Raw genomic sequence first — 19,189 nt, 5'->3', positions numbered from 1 at the left:
AAATTATCTTTTGTAGTTGAAGTTTCCCGAATAATAAGTTACATTTTTAAAGTTCAAACAACTTTACGAAAGTACAAAAAGGGGAGAAATATTATTATTATGCAAAAAATGAAATGGAAGAACTATGTATGTTACTTTGTAATTCTATTACTGCTCGGAACAGCAGTAATAGTCAAACCACCTATCTCTAAGGCTGAGGAATCTGAAGTTAATATTACATTGTTAGGTACTGCAGATATTCATGGCAGATTTATGCCTTGGGATTATGCGCTTGATGGAGCAAATATGAGTGGAAGTTTGACGCAGCTTTATACGGTTATAAAGAAGGTCCGTCAAGAAAATCAAAATACCATATTAGTAGATGCCGGGGATACAATTCAAGGAAACTCAGTAGAATTATTCAACGATAAGCCACAATCGCCAATGATGGTAGCGATGAATACAATGGGATATGACGCCTGGGCATTTGGAAATCATGAATTCAACTTTGGATTAGATACATTGAAAAAAGTTAGTGAGCAATATAAGGGAAAAACGTTAGCAGGAAATATTTATAAGGAAAATGGAGAGCGCTTTCTTCCTGCATATACAATTGTAGAAAAAGGTGGAATTAAAGTTGGGATTATTGGTATGAATACACCAATGATTAGTGATTTTGAAAAAGGGACAGATCACTTAAATGGTTTAGTGGTGAAAAATCCGGTAGAAGAGACGAAAAAGGCAATTAAGGAATTAGAAGGTAAAGTAGATGTAATGGTAGGAGTTATGCATATGGGATTAGAAAATGAGAATGGTATCCCTGGTACTGGTGTTCAAGATATTGCAAATGCTTGTCCGGAACTAAGCGCTATTTTTGCGGCTCACATGCATAAACTTGTAAAAAAAGAAGTTGTAAATGGCGTAATTATTACAGAGCCAGATAAATATGGAACACATATTTCACGTATTGACCTTACTTTTACAAAGCAAGATGGGAAGTTGGTTTTAAAAGATAAAACTGCTACCGCTATACCTGTAAAAAATGCTGATGGAACAACGATAATATCTGATCCTACACTTGAAGAAACACTAACACCTTTTCACGAATATGCGAGAAGAGATGCAAATGTTGTAGTCGCTCAATTAAAGGGTAGAAATCTTGTTCCTGAAAATGAAATAAAGGGTATCCCAAGTGTTCAGATTCAAGAAACACCTTTATCAGATTTCTTTCATGAAGTCATGCTCTACTACAGTAAAGCAGATGTAGTAGCCCATCAAATTGATAATGATTATGCCCGTTTGGATACAGGTCCTATTAAGAAAAAAGATATTGCGTATAATTACCAATATGCCTTGGGAGAAATTACAGTATATAAGATTTCTGGAAAAGATTTAAAAGACTATATGGAATGGGCAGCAGGATATTTTAACTCATCTCGTGCCGGAGATGTAACCGTTAGCTTTGATAAAACCCGCCGTGCATCTAAATACAGTACGAACGATTTCTTTGGAGGCGTAAAATACGAAATTGACTTAACAAAACCATACGGAAGTAGAATTACAAATTTACGCTCTATTCGTACAAACAAACCAATCAAAATGAGCGATGTTATGACGCTGGGAATGAATGCATATAGAATGGAGGCTCTTCAGGCAAAAGGAGGAGCTTTAGAGGGGCGTAAGTTTGAACAAATTTGGTCATCTAAACAAGAGAATGCATTTGGAGAAACAGGTGGAACCATTCGTAACCTTGCTATTACATATTTAAAAGAGGTAAAGAACGGTGTATACACACCAAAAGTTATGCGTAATTGGAAAATTACTGGTGTAGATTTACATTCTTCAGAGCATAAGGCTGTAGTTGATCTTGTGAATAAAGGGATTTTAGAAATTCCAAAAACAGAAGACGGAAAATACACAAATATAGCATCTATAAATACGAAAGATTCAATTACAAAAGAAGAGATTGTAGCACTCTCACAAAAAGCAAATATTAATCCAAATCAGTTTAAGCATATAAAAACGAAAGGTGAATTTTACAAAAAACTTAGTAGGATTACTAAAAAAATATAAATTATAAGGTTTCTTATAGTAATTGTTATTTTAATAGCATTAAACCCACTCTTACAATAGTAAAGAGTGGGTTTTTATGTTGTTATTTAGATGTAAGTGCACTTTTATTAGAATGAATATAGATAATTAACCAATTGGATGAGCGCCTAAAAGGACTCTTTTTTATTCAAATTAATGTTCATATGTGTTCCGTTCATTATTTATAATATTGACCACAATTTATGTAATTTTGCATAATGTTACATAAATTGTGTATTTTCTCTTTTTTCCGACAGAAATAGACAGTATACTTTGTACAAGCTTTCTATTTCAAAAATTATACGAGGTGAAATAATGAAAAACACAAAGACATTAACTAAGGTAGCATTAACAACAGGATTAGCTTTAACAGCTGTGGCACCATATGGGGTAGGTCATGCAGAGGAAACAGATCAGTTACAAGTTCAAATTCAGGAGGAATCGTTCCGTTCGGGTGAACTTACACAACCGTCACAAAAGGCACCAGAAAATGTAGTAAAGGATGCACTTAAGGAGAAAACAGAGCAAGCTCTGTCCCAAAAACAAGTCAATGGAGAAGCAGGAGTAGATTATAAAGTCCTTCAAAAACGTGGTTCGTATGATGGAACTACACTTGTACGTATGCAGCAAACATACGAAGGAAAAGAAGTATATGGCCATCAATTAACTGCACATGTAGATAATAATGGTGTTATTAAAAGTGTTTCAGGTGATAGCGCGCAAAATTTAAAACAAGAAGAATTGAAAAAACCTATTAATCTATCAAAAGATGAAGCAAAACAATTTATTTATACGAAGTACGGGAACGATATCAAGTTTATTACTGAGCCAGAAGTTAAAGAGGTTATTTTTGTTGATGAAAATAATGGACAAGCTAAAAATGCATACCAAGTTACCTTTGAAGCCGCAACACCAAACTATGTTTCTGGTACTTATTTAGTAAATGCACAAAATGGTGATATGTTAAAAAATATGGTACAAGAATCTAACTTAAAGGCCAGTGACAAACTAGTTGGAGCTTTAAAGAAAAGTAAACAAAGCAGTCTTACATCATTAACTGGAACAGGAAAAGATGATTTAGGTATTTCTCGTTCATTTGGTATCTCTAAACAAAGTAATGGCAAATATGCTCTTGCTGATTATACAAGAGGGCAAGGGATTGAAACATATGATGTGAATTACAAAGATATTACTAAAGAAGAAAGCTATTATCCTGGTACATTAGCGACTAGTACTTCGGCAACATTTAACGATCCCAAAGCGGTAAGTGCTCATTACTTAGCAACAAAAGTATTTGATTTTTATAAAGATAAATACAAGCGTAATAGCTTTGATAATAAGGGACAAAAGGTAGTTTCAGTTGTACACGCTTGGGATTCTGAAGAGACGAATGATCCGAAGAATTGGCAGAATGCATTAAGTGCTAATAATGGAAGTATGCTTGTATATGGTGATCCTATTGTTAAAGCATATGACGTAGCTGGACATGAATTTACACATGCTGTTACTTCTAGCGAATCTAATCTTGAATATTACGGGGAATCCGGTGCGATTAATGAGGCACTATCTGATATTATGGGAACATCTATTGAGAAATACGTAAATAATGGAAACTTTAACTGGACAATGGGAGAACAAACGGGATCTGTTTTCCGTGATATGGAAAACCCAGCTTCTGTTCCATCTTCACTTGGAGTACCTTATCCAGATGATTACAGTGAATTTAACGATTTTAATGGATGGGATCAAGGCGGTGTTCATTTTAATTCAAGTATTATTAATAAAGTTGCGTATCTCATTGCAAAAGGCGGAACTCATAACGGAGTGACTGTTAAAGGAATTGGTGAAGATAAAATGTTTGATATTTTCTATTATGCAAATACTGATGAGTTAAACATGACTTCTAATTTCAAAGAATTGAGATCAGCATGTATTCGAGTGGCAACTAATAAATATGGTGCAAATACAGCTGAAGTTCAAGCAGTTCAAAAGGCATTTGATGCAGCAAAAATTAAGTAATTTAGAAATATAGTTATCATTCATATATTAATACATTATGAAAAAACAGCTAATATCATTTTAAGGATATTAGCTGTTTTTTTACTTAGCAATGTATTGTTGGAAATAAACTGACTAAGCAATAATTAGGTGCGTTATCTGTAAGAAGTTGCGACAAATAAATAAGGTTTAAAGTGTGTAAAAACAGAAAATTAATAATATATTGACCTCTTGATAGAAAGTCTATAAAATGAAAGCGATAACAAACGATTGCTTTAAAATGATTTCCCTGACCTTTTAGCATTTACAAATATATGAGGGCATACACAAATCTATTTTTTTAAGCAATTTATGCAAACGCTTCCGTATTAAAAGGTCATTGAAATACATACGTGAAAATAGCCAATATGGAGGTGAAGCAAAAGAGATTTCTAGATTAATTTAAGCAGTGTTATTCAGTGTAAGCATAATAAATCGCTAGTAATATTTGAAGAAAGGGTGTATGTGGTGCAAATTATAAAAAGATTAATTAACAAAACAGTTTTATTACTTACTTTAATCGTTATGTTATCATCTGTTTTCTCCTTTCAGGGTGTGAAGGCAGTTTCAAATTCGAAAACAACTGAAGTTATCATTCATTACAAAGAGAAGCTTGGAAATACAAAAGACTGGAATCTTTGGTTATGGGGAGAAAATGCAAATGGTACATCTTATGAATTTACTGGTGAAGATGAATTTGGAAAATACGCTAAGATAAAAATAGACGGTGACTATAATCGTGTAGGATTTATAGTTCGAACAAATGAATGGGAAAAAGATGGTGGGGATCGTTGGATTGAAAATATAAAGGGCGGTCGTGCTGAAGTATGGATTCTTTCGGGCGATGAAAAAGTATATAACTCTAAGCCTTCTTCAGATCTCTCAATTCAAAAAGCAACTATTGATAGTTTCCATGAAATTACCGTAACGACTAATGTCCCGTTTCATATTAGGGAAAAGAAAATTGAAATTGAAGGCATTAAAATTAAAAATATTAGTCCTTATGATATAAATAGTGGAGATATTACTAATAAGGTCAAAATAATTACGGAACAGAAAATTGATTTAAAACAAACATACAAAGTTAAAATAGAAAACTTAGCTGATACGAATACTGAAATTGGTAAAGTCATTCGTAGCGAGGAATTTGATAATTTATTTTATTATAGTGGTAACGATTTAGGGAATACATATACCGCGCAACATACAAAGTTCCGTTTATGGGCTCCTACTGCAAGCGAAGCGAAGTTAGTTACATATAAAAACTGGAACGATAAAATAGGTGCTGAAATAAACATGCAACAAGGTGAAAAGGGAACTTGGACAGCAGAACTAAAGGGGAATCAAAAAGGGCTCTTTTATACGTATAAGGTCAAAATTGGTGATACATGGACTGAAGCGGTTGATCCATATGTGCGTGCTGCTTCTGTAAATGGAGATAAAGGTGCAGTCGTTAATTTAGAAGAAACAAATCCGAAAAAATGGAAAGCAAACAAAAAGCCAAAATTTAAAAATCCGGAAGATGCTATTATTTATGAGTTACATGTACGCGATCTTTCCATCCAACCTGAAAGTGGTATTAAACAGAAAGGGAAGTATTTAGGTGTAACAGAAAAAGGAACAAAAGGGCCAGAAGGTGTAAAAACAGGACTTGATCATATAAAGGATCTAGGTGTTACTCACGTTCAGTTTTTACCGATATTTGATTATGCTTCTGTAAATGAAGAGACTTTAAATGAACCGCAATATAACTGGGGATATGATCCTAAAAATTTCAACGTTCCAGAAGGCTCCTATTCTACAAATCCTTATGAGCCGACTGTGCGAATAACTGAATTGAAGCAAATGGTTCAAACACTACATGATAATAATCTTCGAGTAGTGATGGATGTAGTATATAACCATATGTATAACGCTGCTGAATCTAATTTCCATAAGTTAGTTCCAGGTTATTATTATCGTTACAATGAAGATGGAACATTTGCAAATGGAACTGGAGTAGGAAATGATACTGCTTCAGAAAGAAAAATGATGAGGAAATTTATGATAGATTCCGTCACATATTGGGCAAAAGAATACAATTTAGATGGATTCCGTTTTGATTTAATGGGTATTCATGATTATGAAACGATGAATGAAATACGTAAAGCTGTTAATCAAATTGACCCTTCTATTATACTACACGGAGAAGGATGGGATTTAAATACACCTCTTGCAGCTGAGCTGAAAGCAAATCAAAAAAATGCAGAGAAAATGAAAGGGATTGCTCATTTTAACGATAATATACGTGATGGGTTGAAAGGTAGTGTATTTGAGGAAAAGGAAAATGGTTTTATAAATGGAAAGGAAAACATGGAAGATCGTATTAAAAAAGGTATTACGGCAGGTATTGACTACGATACAAATTCGTCTACCTATCAAGATCCGGAACAGGTATTAACTTATGTGGAAGCACATGACAATCATACATTATGGGATAAACTTGAGTTAACTAATTCAGGTGACAGTGAAGAAGTGCGAAAACAAATGCACAAATTGTCTTCTTCAATTTTATTAACATCACAAGGAGTTCCATTTTTACATGCAGGGCAAGAGTTTATGCGGACGAAATACGGTGATCATAATAGTTATAAATCTCCAGATTCAATTAACCAGATGGATTGGCTGCGCCGTGCAACGTTTAATAATGAAGTAGATTATATGAAGGGTTTAATAGAATTACGCAAAAAGTACTCAGCTTTTCGAATGACATCTGCAGAGCAAATAAAAACACACGTATCATTTATTGATGCTCCGAAAAATACTGTAGCTTATACAATAGAGGGGAATAAAAATGAATACTTTACAGTGGCTCACAATGCAAATAGAGAAGCTGTTGAAATAACACTTCCATCGAAAGGGCCTTGGAAAGTACTAGTAGACAGCAAGCAGGCGGGAAGTAAACCACTTTATGTTGTCCATGACAATAAAATTAAAGTTCCTGCATTAAGTTCATTTGTCTTAAAAACAGAGAAACCGATTAAATAAAAGCGAAGAATGTGGAAATAAATACTGCATTGAGCAAATTTAACAAGGATTGCAAATAAAAAAAACGAAGTGAAGATTATTCTCACTTCGTTTTTAAAGTTAATGTAATATAATTTCACATACTGTAATTATATTACAATTTAATAAAAGAAATAAGCAATAGATTATTTCTTTTGTGGCAGTAGGAGAAGAAGATATCTTTGAGTTTATTTATAAAATTACCTGAAATACATTCGTAATTCAGATAATGTTTATTATATATTCGAACATATAACGAACTAGATGTTCGAGTTGTATTAATTCCTACAAATCGTTTAAAAATAACAAAGGCGTAAAAAGTATAAGGAATTAAAATAGAGAAAAGACACCATTCAAGGTGTCTTTTCTCTATTTTGAATATGAAATGTAAGTAACTCGATTGTATGTAATAGTATGTGATATTTTCACACTAACTGATTAAGAAAAATTTAAAACTCTTTTCTTAATCTATTTGTAATAAATTACATCATAAAATTTTATCGATATAATAAATAAAACTTTCTCAACATTATTTGATTTAATAACTATATTCAACCGCTCTCCAATCCATTACAATAATTTCACATTGGAAATACATGAATATTCTCAACGTTATAAATAGTTTATACCTTATAGGATTACTATGGGAAAGGATGTGAAATATCCAAAAAGAAATCATTTTTTATGATGAAATAAAAAATTTTAATGAAGAAAAAGTTATTTCATTATTTTCAAGTTTCGTTAAAGTGCATGTATTTATAATCACTATGAGACAAGGAGCAGAATCCAAAAAAATTTTTGTAAATTAGAAAATTGCATTTCAAAAATAAGTTAAACGTTTATGGAGGGTTATATGAGCGAGAAAATTTATTACTGGTCTCCGATTAAGCATTGGGAGAAGTTGCATAATGAAGTTTTGATAGGGGAAATGAGATTTACAGGTATTCTGTCTGAGTGGTTTCCAGATTTTTATTTTATGGCTCAAAAAGGTGTGAAAATTAGTGAACTAGTAGAGCGCTTTTCGTTAGGAAATGTAGAAGAGACACAAAAAAACATAGAGCTCATGATAAAAAATCGTGTGTTAGTAAGTAATATATTACACCCAAGAGAAGTATTTTCTTCACAAGAAAAGATTTTTTCAAATCCATATAGCAACCAGATTCGCTTTTCTAAAGAAAAGTTAGATAAGTATATGAGTGAACAATTAAATCGCACGCACGTTGCTGCACGGTCGACCGAAATTCAACTTGAAACAACAAATGAGCTACCTACTATAATCAAGGAACGTAGGTCTTGTCGTCAATTTGATATGGTAAAACATATTAGTTTTTCGGAATTTTCCCGATTCTTATCAACTCTAAAACAGGTTAGGGAAGAAAAAATATACTATCATTACGCAAGTGCAGGGGGGCTCTATCCCATTGATATCTTTGTTTATGTAAAACCAAAACGTATAGAGGGTATGAAAGCTGGATTTTATTATTATAACCCATCAAAAAATAGTCTTGTGTTTGTAAACAGCATTGATCAAGTAATCAAAAGTGATCATGAGTTAATTAATCAGGATTTATTTACTCAATCTGCCTTCTCAGTTTATTTGGTTTATAATGCGAACGCTTCCATCCCGAAATACGGTTCAGATGGATATTTATTTGCTTGTATTGAGTCAGGCATTATCACTGCTACCTTAAATATGGTTGCTGAAACATTAAATTTAGGGGTTTGTTCAGTTGGTCATATGAAATTTGAAGATATTCAGCAATTTTTATGTTTGGATAATCATCAAGTGTTTCTCCATGGGCTTGAAGTTGGCTTAAAAATTAACGAGTAGAAGAAATGAATATTAGGGGGATAAAGGTAAAAATGCACATTAAAGATCGAAGTTCAATTCATGAAAATAAAGAAGTAGAAGCGTTTTGGAAGGAGCAATTATCTTCCGAGATTCTCGATTTTTCTGTATTTAAATTTAATAGCGATTACCAACTAAATAAAGAAACACCTTGTGAGTACGTTCAAGTCATAGTGAATGTAGAATTTAGTAAAAGTATACAAAAAATAAGTAAGTCTCAAGATTTATTATTATTTAGCTGGTTTCAAGCCGCTTTAAGGGTTTGTTTGGCACATTATACAGATCAAGAAAGAATTACTATTGGTATTCCTATAATTGAAAAGAATCTTGAACAAAGTGAGAATCTTAATAAGTTGATTCCTTTAGGAAGTGAAATCCATCCGCATCACACCTTTAAACAATTAGTAAATGAGATTGAACAAACGACTTTATTCGGGTATGAAAATCAGGAGTATCCGCTCTCTGAATTATTAGTTAAACACAATTTAACTCCTTTTCAAATTGTAATCGGGATGGAAGGATTACATAATGAAAATTCGCTAGAAGAATACGCAGAGAATAATTTAGTCCTATGGATACGAAGAAAATGGAATGAAATACATAATGAATTTGAATTTCAAATTTCTTGTAAGTCCCGTTCATTCTCTTCTTTGCAACAGTTTGCCAATTCGTATTGTTATGTTTTAAAGCAAGTTTCACAAAATCCGAATTTGGCATTGAAAGATATTTGTATTATTGCAGAAGAAAAAAAAGAGTTGTTAGAAGGATTGAATACTTTTCAAACGGGCATAGACTTGTTTCAATCATTTCAAGATTTGTTTGAAGCGCAAGTATTAAAAACTCCAGATCAAATTGCTGTTGTTTGTAATGATCAATCTTTGACATATAGAGAATTGAATAAGAAAGCGAATCAATTGGCTTCTATTCTTCAAAGTAAAGGTGTTTCAAAAGAAAGTATTATTGGCGTTATGGTAGATCGGTCATTAGAAATGATTATTGGTATGATGGGGATTTTAAAAGCAGGAGCAGCGTATTTACCAATCGACCCTAACTACCCAACTGAACGAATTGAATATATGTTACAAGATAGTCAAGCAAAATATTTACTTAGTAAGCGAACAGAGGAAGTATTGCCGCAATTTGCGGGTGAAGTACTGTATCTTGATAAAGAATATCTTTCCCAAGGTGAAGAAAGTAATTTAGTACGAGAACATAATCCTAATGATTTGGCTTATGTTATTTACACATCAGGATCGACAGGAAATCCAAAAGGGGTAATGATAGAACAAAAATCGCTAGTTCATTTTTTAAATGTAATGAGAGAAAAAGTAAAAGCTAATCAATCATTCTTGTTTCTTGCTAGTGTATCTTTTGATATTTCCTTGTTAGAAATATGTCTTCCTTTAACGCAAGGTTCAAAAGTAGTAATTGCTACAGAGGAACAGTTTGCAACAAAAGAATTGGCTCATTTGGTCAAAAAACATAAGGTGGATTTATGGGAATCAACGCCATCGCGAATGGAAGTGATTTTGAGTGATCCAGAAGGGGCAAATTTTCTAAAAGATTTAAAATCTATTTTATTAGCAGGAGAAGCATTTTCCATTGATTTGGTTGAAAAAATTCGTTGTATCAGTGAAGCAACAATTTTAAATATTTATGGTCCCACAGAAACAACCATTTGCGCAACAGTAAAAGACTTGAGCACTTCCAAAGAAGTTACGATCGGCAAACCAAATCCGAATTATCATTCCTATATATTGAATAAGTATGGCCAATTAAAACCATTTGGAATTCCCGGTGAACTCTGCATTGCTGGAGTAGCGGTAGCACGAGGGTATCTTGGTAAAAGTAAACTGACAGATGAAAAATTTGTACCGAGTCCTTTTACGGCAGGAGAAATGATGTATCATACAGGTGATCTCGTTCGTTGGTTGCCTAATGGAGAGCTTGAGTATTTAGGTCGAATGGATCATCAAGTGAAAATTCGGGGGTATCGGATTGAATTAAGAGAAATCGAAACTCAATTAAGGGAATATCCAGAAATAAACCAGGCTATCGTTGTTGATCAAGTGTATGGAAATAGGAAATTATTAGCTGCCTACTATGTATCGGATAACAAGGTGTCTTTTGGTGAGATCAGAAAATATTTAAGTGATAAATTACCTGAGTTTATGATTCCTGAAAAAATGATTCAGGTAGAAGAGATTCCATTGAATCCAAATGGAAAAGTGGATAGAAAAAGGTTATTGGATATAACACAAACGGATTATGTATCAATCCCATACGTTGCCCCGCGCAATGAAATTGAACAAAAATTAGTGTGTGCATGGGAAAAAGTTATGGAGATTGAGGGAATCGGTATTCATGATAATTTTTTTGCATTAAAAGGAGAATCCATTAAAGCACTTCAAGTAATTAATTTACTAAGAAAAGACTGCTTAAAAATAAGTACAACAGATTTTTTTAAGCACCCTACAATCGCTCAACTGAGTTCTTGTGTAAAGTTAGAGCATAAAGAGGAAAACTTTGAAAGTAGACCAACTCATGTTAAAGATTTATCTAATCCATTTTCCTTAACAGAAGTTCAGACAGCGTATATGTTAGGAAGGAATTCACAGTTTGAATTAAGTGGTATTTCACCTCAAACATATTTTGAATATGAAACAACATTGGATATCAATCGTCTTTCAAAAAGTTTTCAAAAGGTAATCCATCGTCATCCAATGTTGCGAGCTGTAATTTTACCAGAGGGAAAACAGCAAATATTACAAAGCGTTCCTGATTACCAGATTGAAATAGTGAGTCTCATAGATTTAGATGATAGGAATCAACATGCTCGCTTACAAGAAGAGCGTTCTCGAATGACTAACCATGTATTCCCTTTGGGGCAATGGCCTTTGTTTGAATTGAAAGCTTTTCTTTTAAAAGAAGACACGTATTTATTATGTTTTCGATACGATGCTTTGTTAATGGACGGAGCAAGCATGAACATTGTTGGACAGGATTTGTTGCATTATTATTATAAACCAAATCAAAAATTAGAATCTTTATCTTTTGATTTTCAAGATTATATGTTTATCTATGATGAAATGGAACAAAGCGAAGAATATAAAACAGCAAAAGATTATTGGACAAGTAAGCTTCCTGACTTTCCGTTTGCACCTTCTTTGCTGTTAAAAAAGGATCCAGCAGAGATTGCTACTCCTAAATTCCAATCACTTACAAAAATCCTGGATAATAAAAAATGGACAAAGCTAAGAAAGTTAGCACAAGAGAAAGAGGTAACTCCTTCCGCTCTACTTTGTACAATATATGGTGATGTGTTGGCATATTGGAGTAATCAACGTCGATTAGCAATTAACTTGACTGTATTTAACCGTTATCCTGTTCATGATGAAGTAGAACAGATTGTTGGAGATTTCACATCGCTTATTTTATTGGATGTTGATGTAAAACCAGAGCAAACTTTCTTTACTAGAGTAAAAGAAACGCAATCTACTTTATTAGATGGCCTTGAACATCGTCATTACGATGGAGTTAACTTTATTCGAGATTTTACTCGATATCATCAAATGACACCAAAAGCAGTTATGCCAATCGTTTTCACCTCGATGTTAGCAGGTGCAGGTGCTTTCTCTTGGGAACAACTTGGTTCTCTTCGCTATATTCATGCTCGGACTCCACAAGTGTATTTGGATAATGTAGTAATTGAAAAAAATGGTGAGTTATTAATTAGCTGGAATTATGTTGAAGAGTTGTTTGATATTGATGTGATAGAAGCAATGTTTTCCCAATTTGTTGACTTATTGGAACAATTGGTGAAACAAAGCGATATAACATCTTTGCAGATGAAAGAGTCCGATCAAACTTTAATTGAACAATATAATGAAACAACAGAAAAAATACCTTCAACTACTCTGTATCAATTATTTACAGACCAAGTAAAACGTACACCGAATGAAGTAGCGGTGGTATTTGAGCAAAAATGGTTAACATACTCGGAACTTCATAAACGCTCCAATCAAATTGCCCACTTCTTAAAAGAGCAGGGCATTGGTCTTGGTGACAAAGTGGGTCTTTTAGCCAAAAGACGAGTTGACACAATTGTTAATATGCTAGGTATTTTAAAAGCAGGTGCTGCTTATGTTCCGATTGATCCCGATCATCCTTTAGATCGCCAAACATATATTTTAAAAAATAGCTCATGCAAGCTTTTATTAGAACCTAGTCTTTATGAAGAAAATGATTTGTCATTTTATACAACAGAAGACATGCCCGCTATTGCTGGTCCAGAAGATATTGCCTATATTATATACACTTCAGGAAGTACAGGAAAACCAAAAGGAGTAATTATTACTCATCAAGCGGTTACAAATACGATTCAAGACATAAATCAAAAATATGAGGTAAATGAAGATGATCGTATTATTAGTATCTCTTCCATGTGTTTTGACCTATCTGTATACGATATTTTCGGAGCTTTAAGCACAGGTGCAATGTTAGTAATGATTCGTGATCCGAGAGACATGCAAGAATTAATCCGCACTGTCGAACGTAGAGGGATTACAATTTGGAATACAGTGCCTGCAATCATGGATTTGGCATTGGATCAAGTAGGTTCTCATTTTGAACATTCTTCTTTACGTTTAGTTTTACATAGTGGAGATTGGATTCCGCTTTCTTTACCAGAAAAAATAAAACGACATTTTCCGATTGCAGAAGTAGTTTCACTAGGAGGGGCAACAGAAGCATCGATTTGGTCAATTTATTATCCGGTCAAACAGGTGGAATCACATTGGAATAGTATTCCATACGGGATGCCCTTGGCAAACCAAACGTATTATGTGTTGAACTATGAAAAGAAAATGTGCCCTGTTGGTGTAATTGGAGATTTATATATCGGGGGAGTGGGCCTTGCTAAAGGATATTTAAATGATGAAAAGAAAACAAATGAAGCGTTTGTGTCACATCCTGATTTTGGTCTTATATACAAAACAGGAGATTGTGGAAAAATGCATTCTGAGGGATATATTGAATTTTTAGGCCGCCAAGATTACCAAGTAAAAATTCAAGGGTATCGAGTAGAGTTAGAAGAAATCGCTCATTGTCTTCTAACTTATAAACAAGTCGAACATGCCTTCGTAATTGATCAAACAGATGAGAACGGAATAAAATTTTTAGTTGCATATGTGGTAACTGAGCAAAATATTAGTACAACAGAACTACGAAAGCATTTGCGAGATCACTTGCCAGATTACATGATTCCTTCTTATTTTGTTTATTTGGATCAATTACCCTTGACTCCGAACGGTAAATTAGATAGAAAAGCGCTCCCTACTCCCGAGAAACAAACAAATGAAGTATTTATTGCTCCAAAAACTGAAATGGAAAAAATATTAACTAGTATTTGGCAAGAAGTACTCAAAATAGATCAAGTTGGAGTAAATGATCATTTCTTCGCCTTAGGTGGAGATTCGATAAAAGCGATTCAAGTGTCCGTCAGATTGTATCGACAAGGATTTGAGCTTGAACCAAAAAATCTATTTTCATTTCCTATATTAAGGGACATGGTTCAATTTGTTAAAAAGCTAGACCATTTTTCAAGTTCACAAACAAATGATGTAAACATAATGAACGATAATAAAGCTACATTACTAAATATTAAAGATAAACAACTTAATCAACAAACACTTACCAAAATACAAGAAAAAATGCCGGATATAAAAATAGAACGTATTTACCCGTTAGCACCTTTCCAAGAAGTTATTTATGAACATGCTACGAATGAACCTGATACAAATGCATATTTTGAACAAACAATTTGGGCACTTGAGGGGGAGTTGGATATTAAACTCTTTATTCAGTGTTTCCAACAATTAGTTGATCGTCATGATTCTTTAAGAACAATAATTGTGCAAGATGAACAAGCAAAACCTTGGCAAGCTGTTCTATATGATGTTCAAATAAATTCAGAAATAAAAAACTTGATTGAGATGACGAAACAAGAACAGCAAGAATTCCTAAAACAGTGGATGAATGAAAATTTAAGTCGAGGATTTAAAAATGATGAACTTATGACACGTCTCTGTATATTCCAACTAGGTAATAACGAGCATAAGGTAATTTGGAGTTCCCATCATCTATTATGTGATGGTTGGAGCGTCAGCATTTTGATAGACGAATTATTCCAGCTCTATGAAACAACAAATGCGGGAACTACGGCGGGGTTACCTATAGTAAAACCTTTTGAAACATTCATAGACTGGACTTTGGTACAAGATCATGAGAAAGCACGTCATTTTTGGAGGGATTATTTATCAGGATACAATCAGAAAATTAGTATTCCTAAAAAGAAAGTCCCATCTAAAAGTGAAGGGTTAAACTTCACTTTTATGGATTTAACATTAGACAAGGATTTGACTAATCAGTTACAGACATTTGTAACTAAAAACAATATAACTATGAATACAGCACTACTAGCTGTATGGGGAATATTACTTGGCAAATTCAACGGAACGAGAGAAGTAGTATTGCCTAATCTCGTATCAGTCAGACCTCCCGAAGTAGAAGGAATTGAAAGTATGTTCGGTCTGTTCACAAATGTTTTGCCTATCCGATTAGCATGGACAGAAACGCAGTCTTTTGTGGACTTCCTGCAAAAAGTTCAACTAGAAACATTAAAATGTAATGAGTATGCATACTATTCATTTGTTGATATACAAAAGCAAAGTGAATTAAAAACTGAGTTGACTGACCATCTTTGGGTTTTTGAAAACTATCCAACTAATCCAGCAATCTTTTCTTCAAATGAAAACAGACATTTTGCCATCACGGATTACGAAGTTGTTGATGAGCCACATGTAAAGTATGGAATTATGTGCTTCCCTGAAGAAAAACTTACAATAAAGTTTGGATATGATCAAACTTTATATGAAGCGAAGAAAATACAGGAAATATTAAATCACATCCATTGCTTAATCAACATGATTCTTCAAAATCCAATACAGACAATCGATGATTACAAATTATAAAAAATGAAAAGGCGAGCAAGGACTCGCCTTTTTAAATAGAATAGGGGTAAATCAAATGACAAAAAACTTGCAGCTATCAGCCGAAGAGATGCGTCAGTTAGGATATCAAGCGGTTGACTTGATTGTTGATCATATGAATCATTTAAAAAGTAAACCAGTTTCAGAAACGATTGATAGTAATATTTTTAGAGACAAGCTAATTGAAACGATTCCGGAAAACGGATCTAATCCAAAAGAATTACTTCATTTTCTTAATAACAATGTGTTTAATCAAATTACTCATGTGGATCATCCTCATTTTATGGCTTTTGTGCCAGGTCCTAACAATTATGTTGGTGTATTAGCAGATTTTTTAGCAAGTGGGTTTAATGTATTTCCTACAGCTTGGATAGTAGGTGCAGGTGCTGAACAAATTGAATTAACGACAATTAACTGGTTAAAATCAATGCTAGGATTCCCTGATTCAGCTGAGGGCCTATTTGTCAGTGGCGGTTCCATGGCTAATTTGACTGCACTTACTGTAGCGAGACAGGTCAAGCTGAATAATGACATAGAAAATGCGATTGTTTATTTTTCTAACCAAACTCATTTTTCTGTAGATCGAGCACTTAAAGTATTAGGTTTTAAACAGCATCAAATTTGCCGAATTGAGACAGATGAAGATTTAAAAATTTCAGTTAGTACTTTAAGAAAGCAAATAAAAGAAGATCGACTAAAAGGGAAAAAACCATTCTGTGTTATTGCTAATGCAGGGACAACGAATTGCGGAGCGGTTGATTCCCTCAACGAATTGGCTGATCTTTGTAATGATGAAGATATATGGCTACACGTGGATGGAGCTTATGGGGCTGCAGCAATTCTCAGTGAAAAAGGAAGGGAGTTATTAAGTGGAATTCATCGTGCCGATTCTTTAACGTTAGACCCGCACAAATGGCTTTTTCAGCCTTATGATGTTGGTTGTGTACTCATTCGAAATAGCCAATATTTAAGTGAAACATTCCGTATGATCCCAGAGTATATTAAGGATACAGAAACTAATATAGAAGAAAAAGTGAATTTTGGGGAGCGTGGAATTGAACTTTCTCGTAGATTTAGAGCATTAAAGGTATGGCTTTCTTTTAAAGCATTCGGAGTTACAGCTTTTCGTGAGGCAATTGATCATGGCATTATGCTAGCTGAACAAGTTGAAGAGTTTTTAAGGAAAGAAAAAGATTGGGAAGTAGTAACACCCGCCCAATTAGGAATTGTTACTTTTCGTTATATTCCATGTGAGCTAACATCTACAGATACAATTCATGAAATAAACAAAAAATTGGTGGAAGAAATTAATCAAAGAGGATTTGCTATGCTAAGTACTACTAAATTAAAAGAAAAAGTAGTAATTCGACTTTGCTCTATCAACCCAAGGACAACAAAAGAAGAAATACTTCAAATCATGATGAACATAAAAGCATTGGCAGAGGAAATAAACACATCGCCTAAACATCTTATATCTGTTTCTCAACCTTGATATATTAGACGGATTTTACATATTAATAGCCGATTCTCATTTAGAATCGGCTATTATGTTTAAATGATAACATATATACTATTTATAAGTATTTATCTTGTAATGGGATTAAGCCTCAACCTTGGATACTCGTTTGAAACCAGTCTTTATTGCTTGTACTATTTCGTTCACAGCATAAATAGATACATCGGCATTTGGATTTAATCCTTCAAACCAGTGATAGGCATTTGGATATAAATGAAACTCCACATCAACACCAGCTTGCGCTAGTTTGCTTACATAGGTTAATGTTTCGCTGCGGAATGGATCTAATTGACCAACAAATGTGTAAGTATACGGTAAGTCACTATAATCCTCAGCTCGAGAAGGTGCTGCATAGGCAGGGATTTGATCCGTTCCATACATTTCTCCTAAATACATTTTCCAGCCAGCTTCATTTGCCTTTTGATTCCAAACAAATCCCTCTTTAATTCCATTCGCTGAAGGTGTATCATTTCTGTCATCAATCATTGGATATAGTGGCATTTGTAAACAAATTGAAGGATATTTTCGATCTCGGGCTAATAATGATAATGCTGCTGTTAGTCCACCGCCGGCACTTACTCCTGCAACCCCAATACGATTTGAATCAATGTTTAATGACTTTGCATTATCAGCAATCCATTTTAAAGCTGAATAACAATCCTCAATTGGTGCTGGGTAAGGGTGTTCAGGTGCTAAGCGGTAGTCTACAGATACAACCACACAGCCAGCTTCTTTTGCAAACCTCATACAAGTATCATCGTTATCATCTATAGAACCTAAGATATAACCACCACCATGTATCCATAATAAGACAGGTAAAGATTCATGATTTGATTTTGGACGATAAATTCGTAATGGTAACGGATTATCATCAGGCCCAACAATGACTTTATCTGTTAAAGAAAGAGAGTCATCAACAACGGTAGGTGGTCTCATTTGAGCTATTCCTTCTCTGATTGATTGCAAGTTTTCCGGGCGTAAATCGAGATCCGGAAACATCTCTAACCCTTGTAATAATTCTGGATTTACTCTAGTTTTCATTTTAGCACCTCTATTTGTAATTGTTTTCAAATAAATGAAGTGTATATTCTAAGTAGTTTAATTGTGAAAGAACACCACAATTAAATTGTAAATTGGATATGTTATAACGGTCAACAGAATATTCGGAAATTAAAACCTTTCTCAAGAAGGACTTTCATGCAATTAATAATACAAGTATTGGATTTAAGAGCAAAGTGGTTTAATGTCGTTGTAATTATGTACATTAGAAAAATTTCTTTTTGAGTCTAAAAAAGGATTAGATTCTTTTCTAGACTCATGAAGAATTATGAAAAGCAAAATTTTATAGATAGTTATCTTAAAAATAAACAAAGAGAGAAGAACTAACCAATGTTCTTCTCTCTTTTTCATATGTAATTAGGGTATCCTTAACTGCAAATACGGATGGTATAGATTAATGGATGAATAATTTCCTTTTAAATTAATAACGGAATACATAAAGATTTTTATATGTAATATTGCATATACAGGGACTACTAGTGAAAATGTTGAGCAATGTTTTTCCATATGGTAAATTAGTTCCTTAGTTATTTATTTTATTTCATTTTCAATCGTGTAAGGCTA

Annotated in this window: 7 protein-coding genes; 6 read left to right on the top strand and 1 reads right to left on the bottom strand. The window is 33.5% G+C overall.

What is annotated here, in order from left to right; all coding sequences use genetic code 11:
* Positions 1–99: 99 nt before the first annotated feature.
* The 6 genes from NZ044_RS13480 (at position 100) to NZ044_RS13455 (ending at position 17,542) form a co-directional block, all read left to right on the top strand.
* Positions 100–2,052, top strand: a complete 1,953-nt coding sequence (locus NZ044_RS13480; protein ID WP_041488161.1) for a bifunctional metallophosphatase/5'-nucleotidase — start codon at positions 100–102, stop codon at positions 2,050–2,052.
* A gap of 333 nt (positions 2,053–2,385) precedes the next feature.
* On the top strand, positions 2,386–4,089 hold the full coding sequence (locus NZ044_RS13475; RefSeq protein ID WP_000799184.1) for a M4 family metallopeptidase: 1,704 nt from the start codon (positions 2,386–2,388) through the stop codon (positions 4,087–4,089).
* Positions 4,090–4,575: 486 nt separating this feature from the next.
* Entirely contained in the window at positions 4,576–7,134 is a 2,559-nt protein-coding gene (gene pulA, locus NZ044_RS13470) for a type I pullulanase (RefSeq protein WP_086390565.1), read from the top strand.
* Between the two features lie 871 nt (positions 7,135–8,005).
* Positions 8,006–8,983 carry a SagB/ThcOx family dehydrogenase gene (locus NZ044_RS13465; RefSeq protein ID WP_340949790.1) on the top strand — a complete coding sequence of 326 codons (978 nt, stop codon included), beginning with the start codon at positions 8,006–8,008 and terminating at the stop codon, positions 8,981–8,983.
* Positions 8,984–9,015: 32 nt separating this feature from the next.
* On the top strand, positions 9,016–16,032 hold the full coding sequence (locus tag NZ044_RS13460) for a non-ribosomal peptide synthetase (RefSeq protein ID WP_118961768.1): 7,017 nt from the start codon (positions 9,016–9,018) through the stop codon (positions 16,030–16,032).
* A 55-nt stretch (positions 16,033–16,087) separates the two neighbouring features.
* Complete coding sequence (locus NZ044_RS13455) at positions 16,088–17,542, top strand: pyridoxal phosphate-dependent decarboxylase family protein (protein ID WP_000164810.1); 1,455 nt, start codon at positions 16,088–16,090, stop codon at positions 17,540–17,542.
* Between the two features lie 108 nt (positions 17,543–17,650).
* On the opposite strand, the gene NZ044_RS13450 is transcribed toward NZ044_RS13455, so the two are convergent.
* A complete protein-coding gene (locus tag NZ044_RS13450; RefSeq protein WP_340949789.1) occupies positions 17,651–18,607 on the bottom strand; it encodes an alpha/beta hydrolase in 957 nt (318 codons plus the stop codon).
* Positions 18,608–19,189 lie beyond the last annotated feature (582 nt).

The organism is Bacillus sp. FSL K6-1338, assembly GCF_038006965.1.
Taxonomy (GTDB): Bacteria; Bacillota; Bacilli; order Bacillales; family Bacillaceae_G; genus Bacillus_A; species Bacillus_A thuringiensis_S.
Note: the sequence above shows the minus strand (reverse complement) of the source record. Positions and strands in the feature narration are given on the sequence as shown.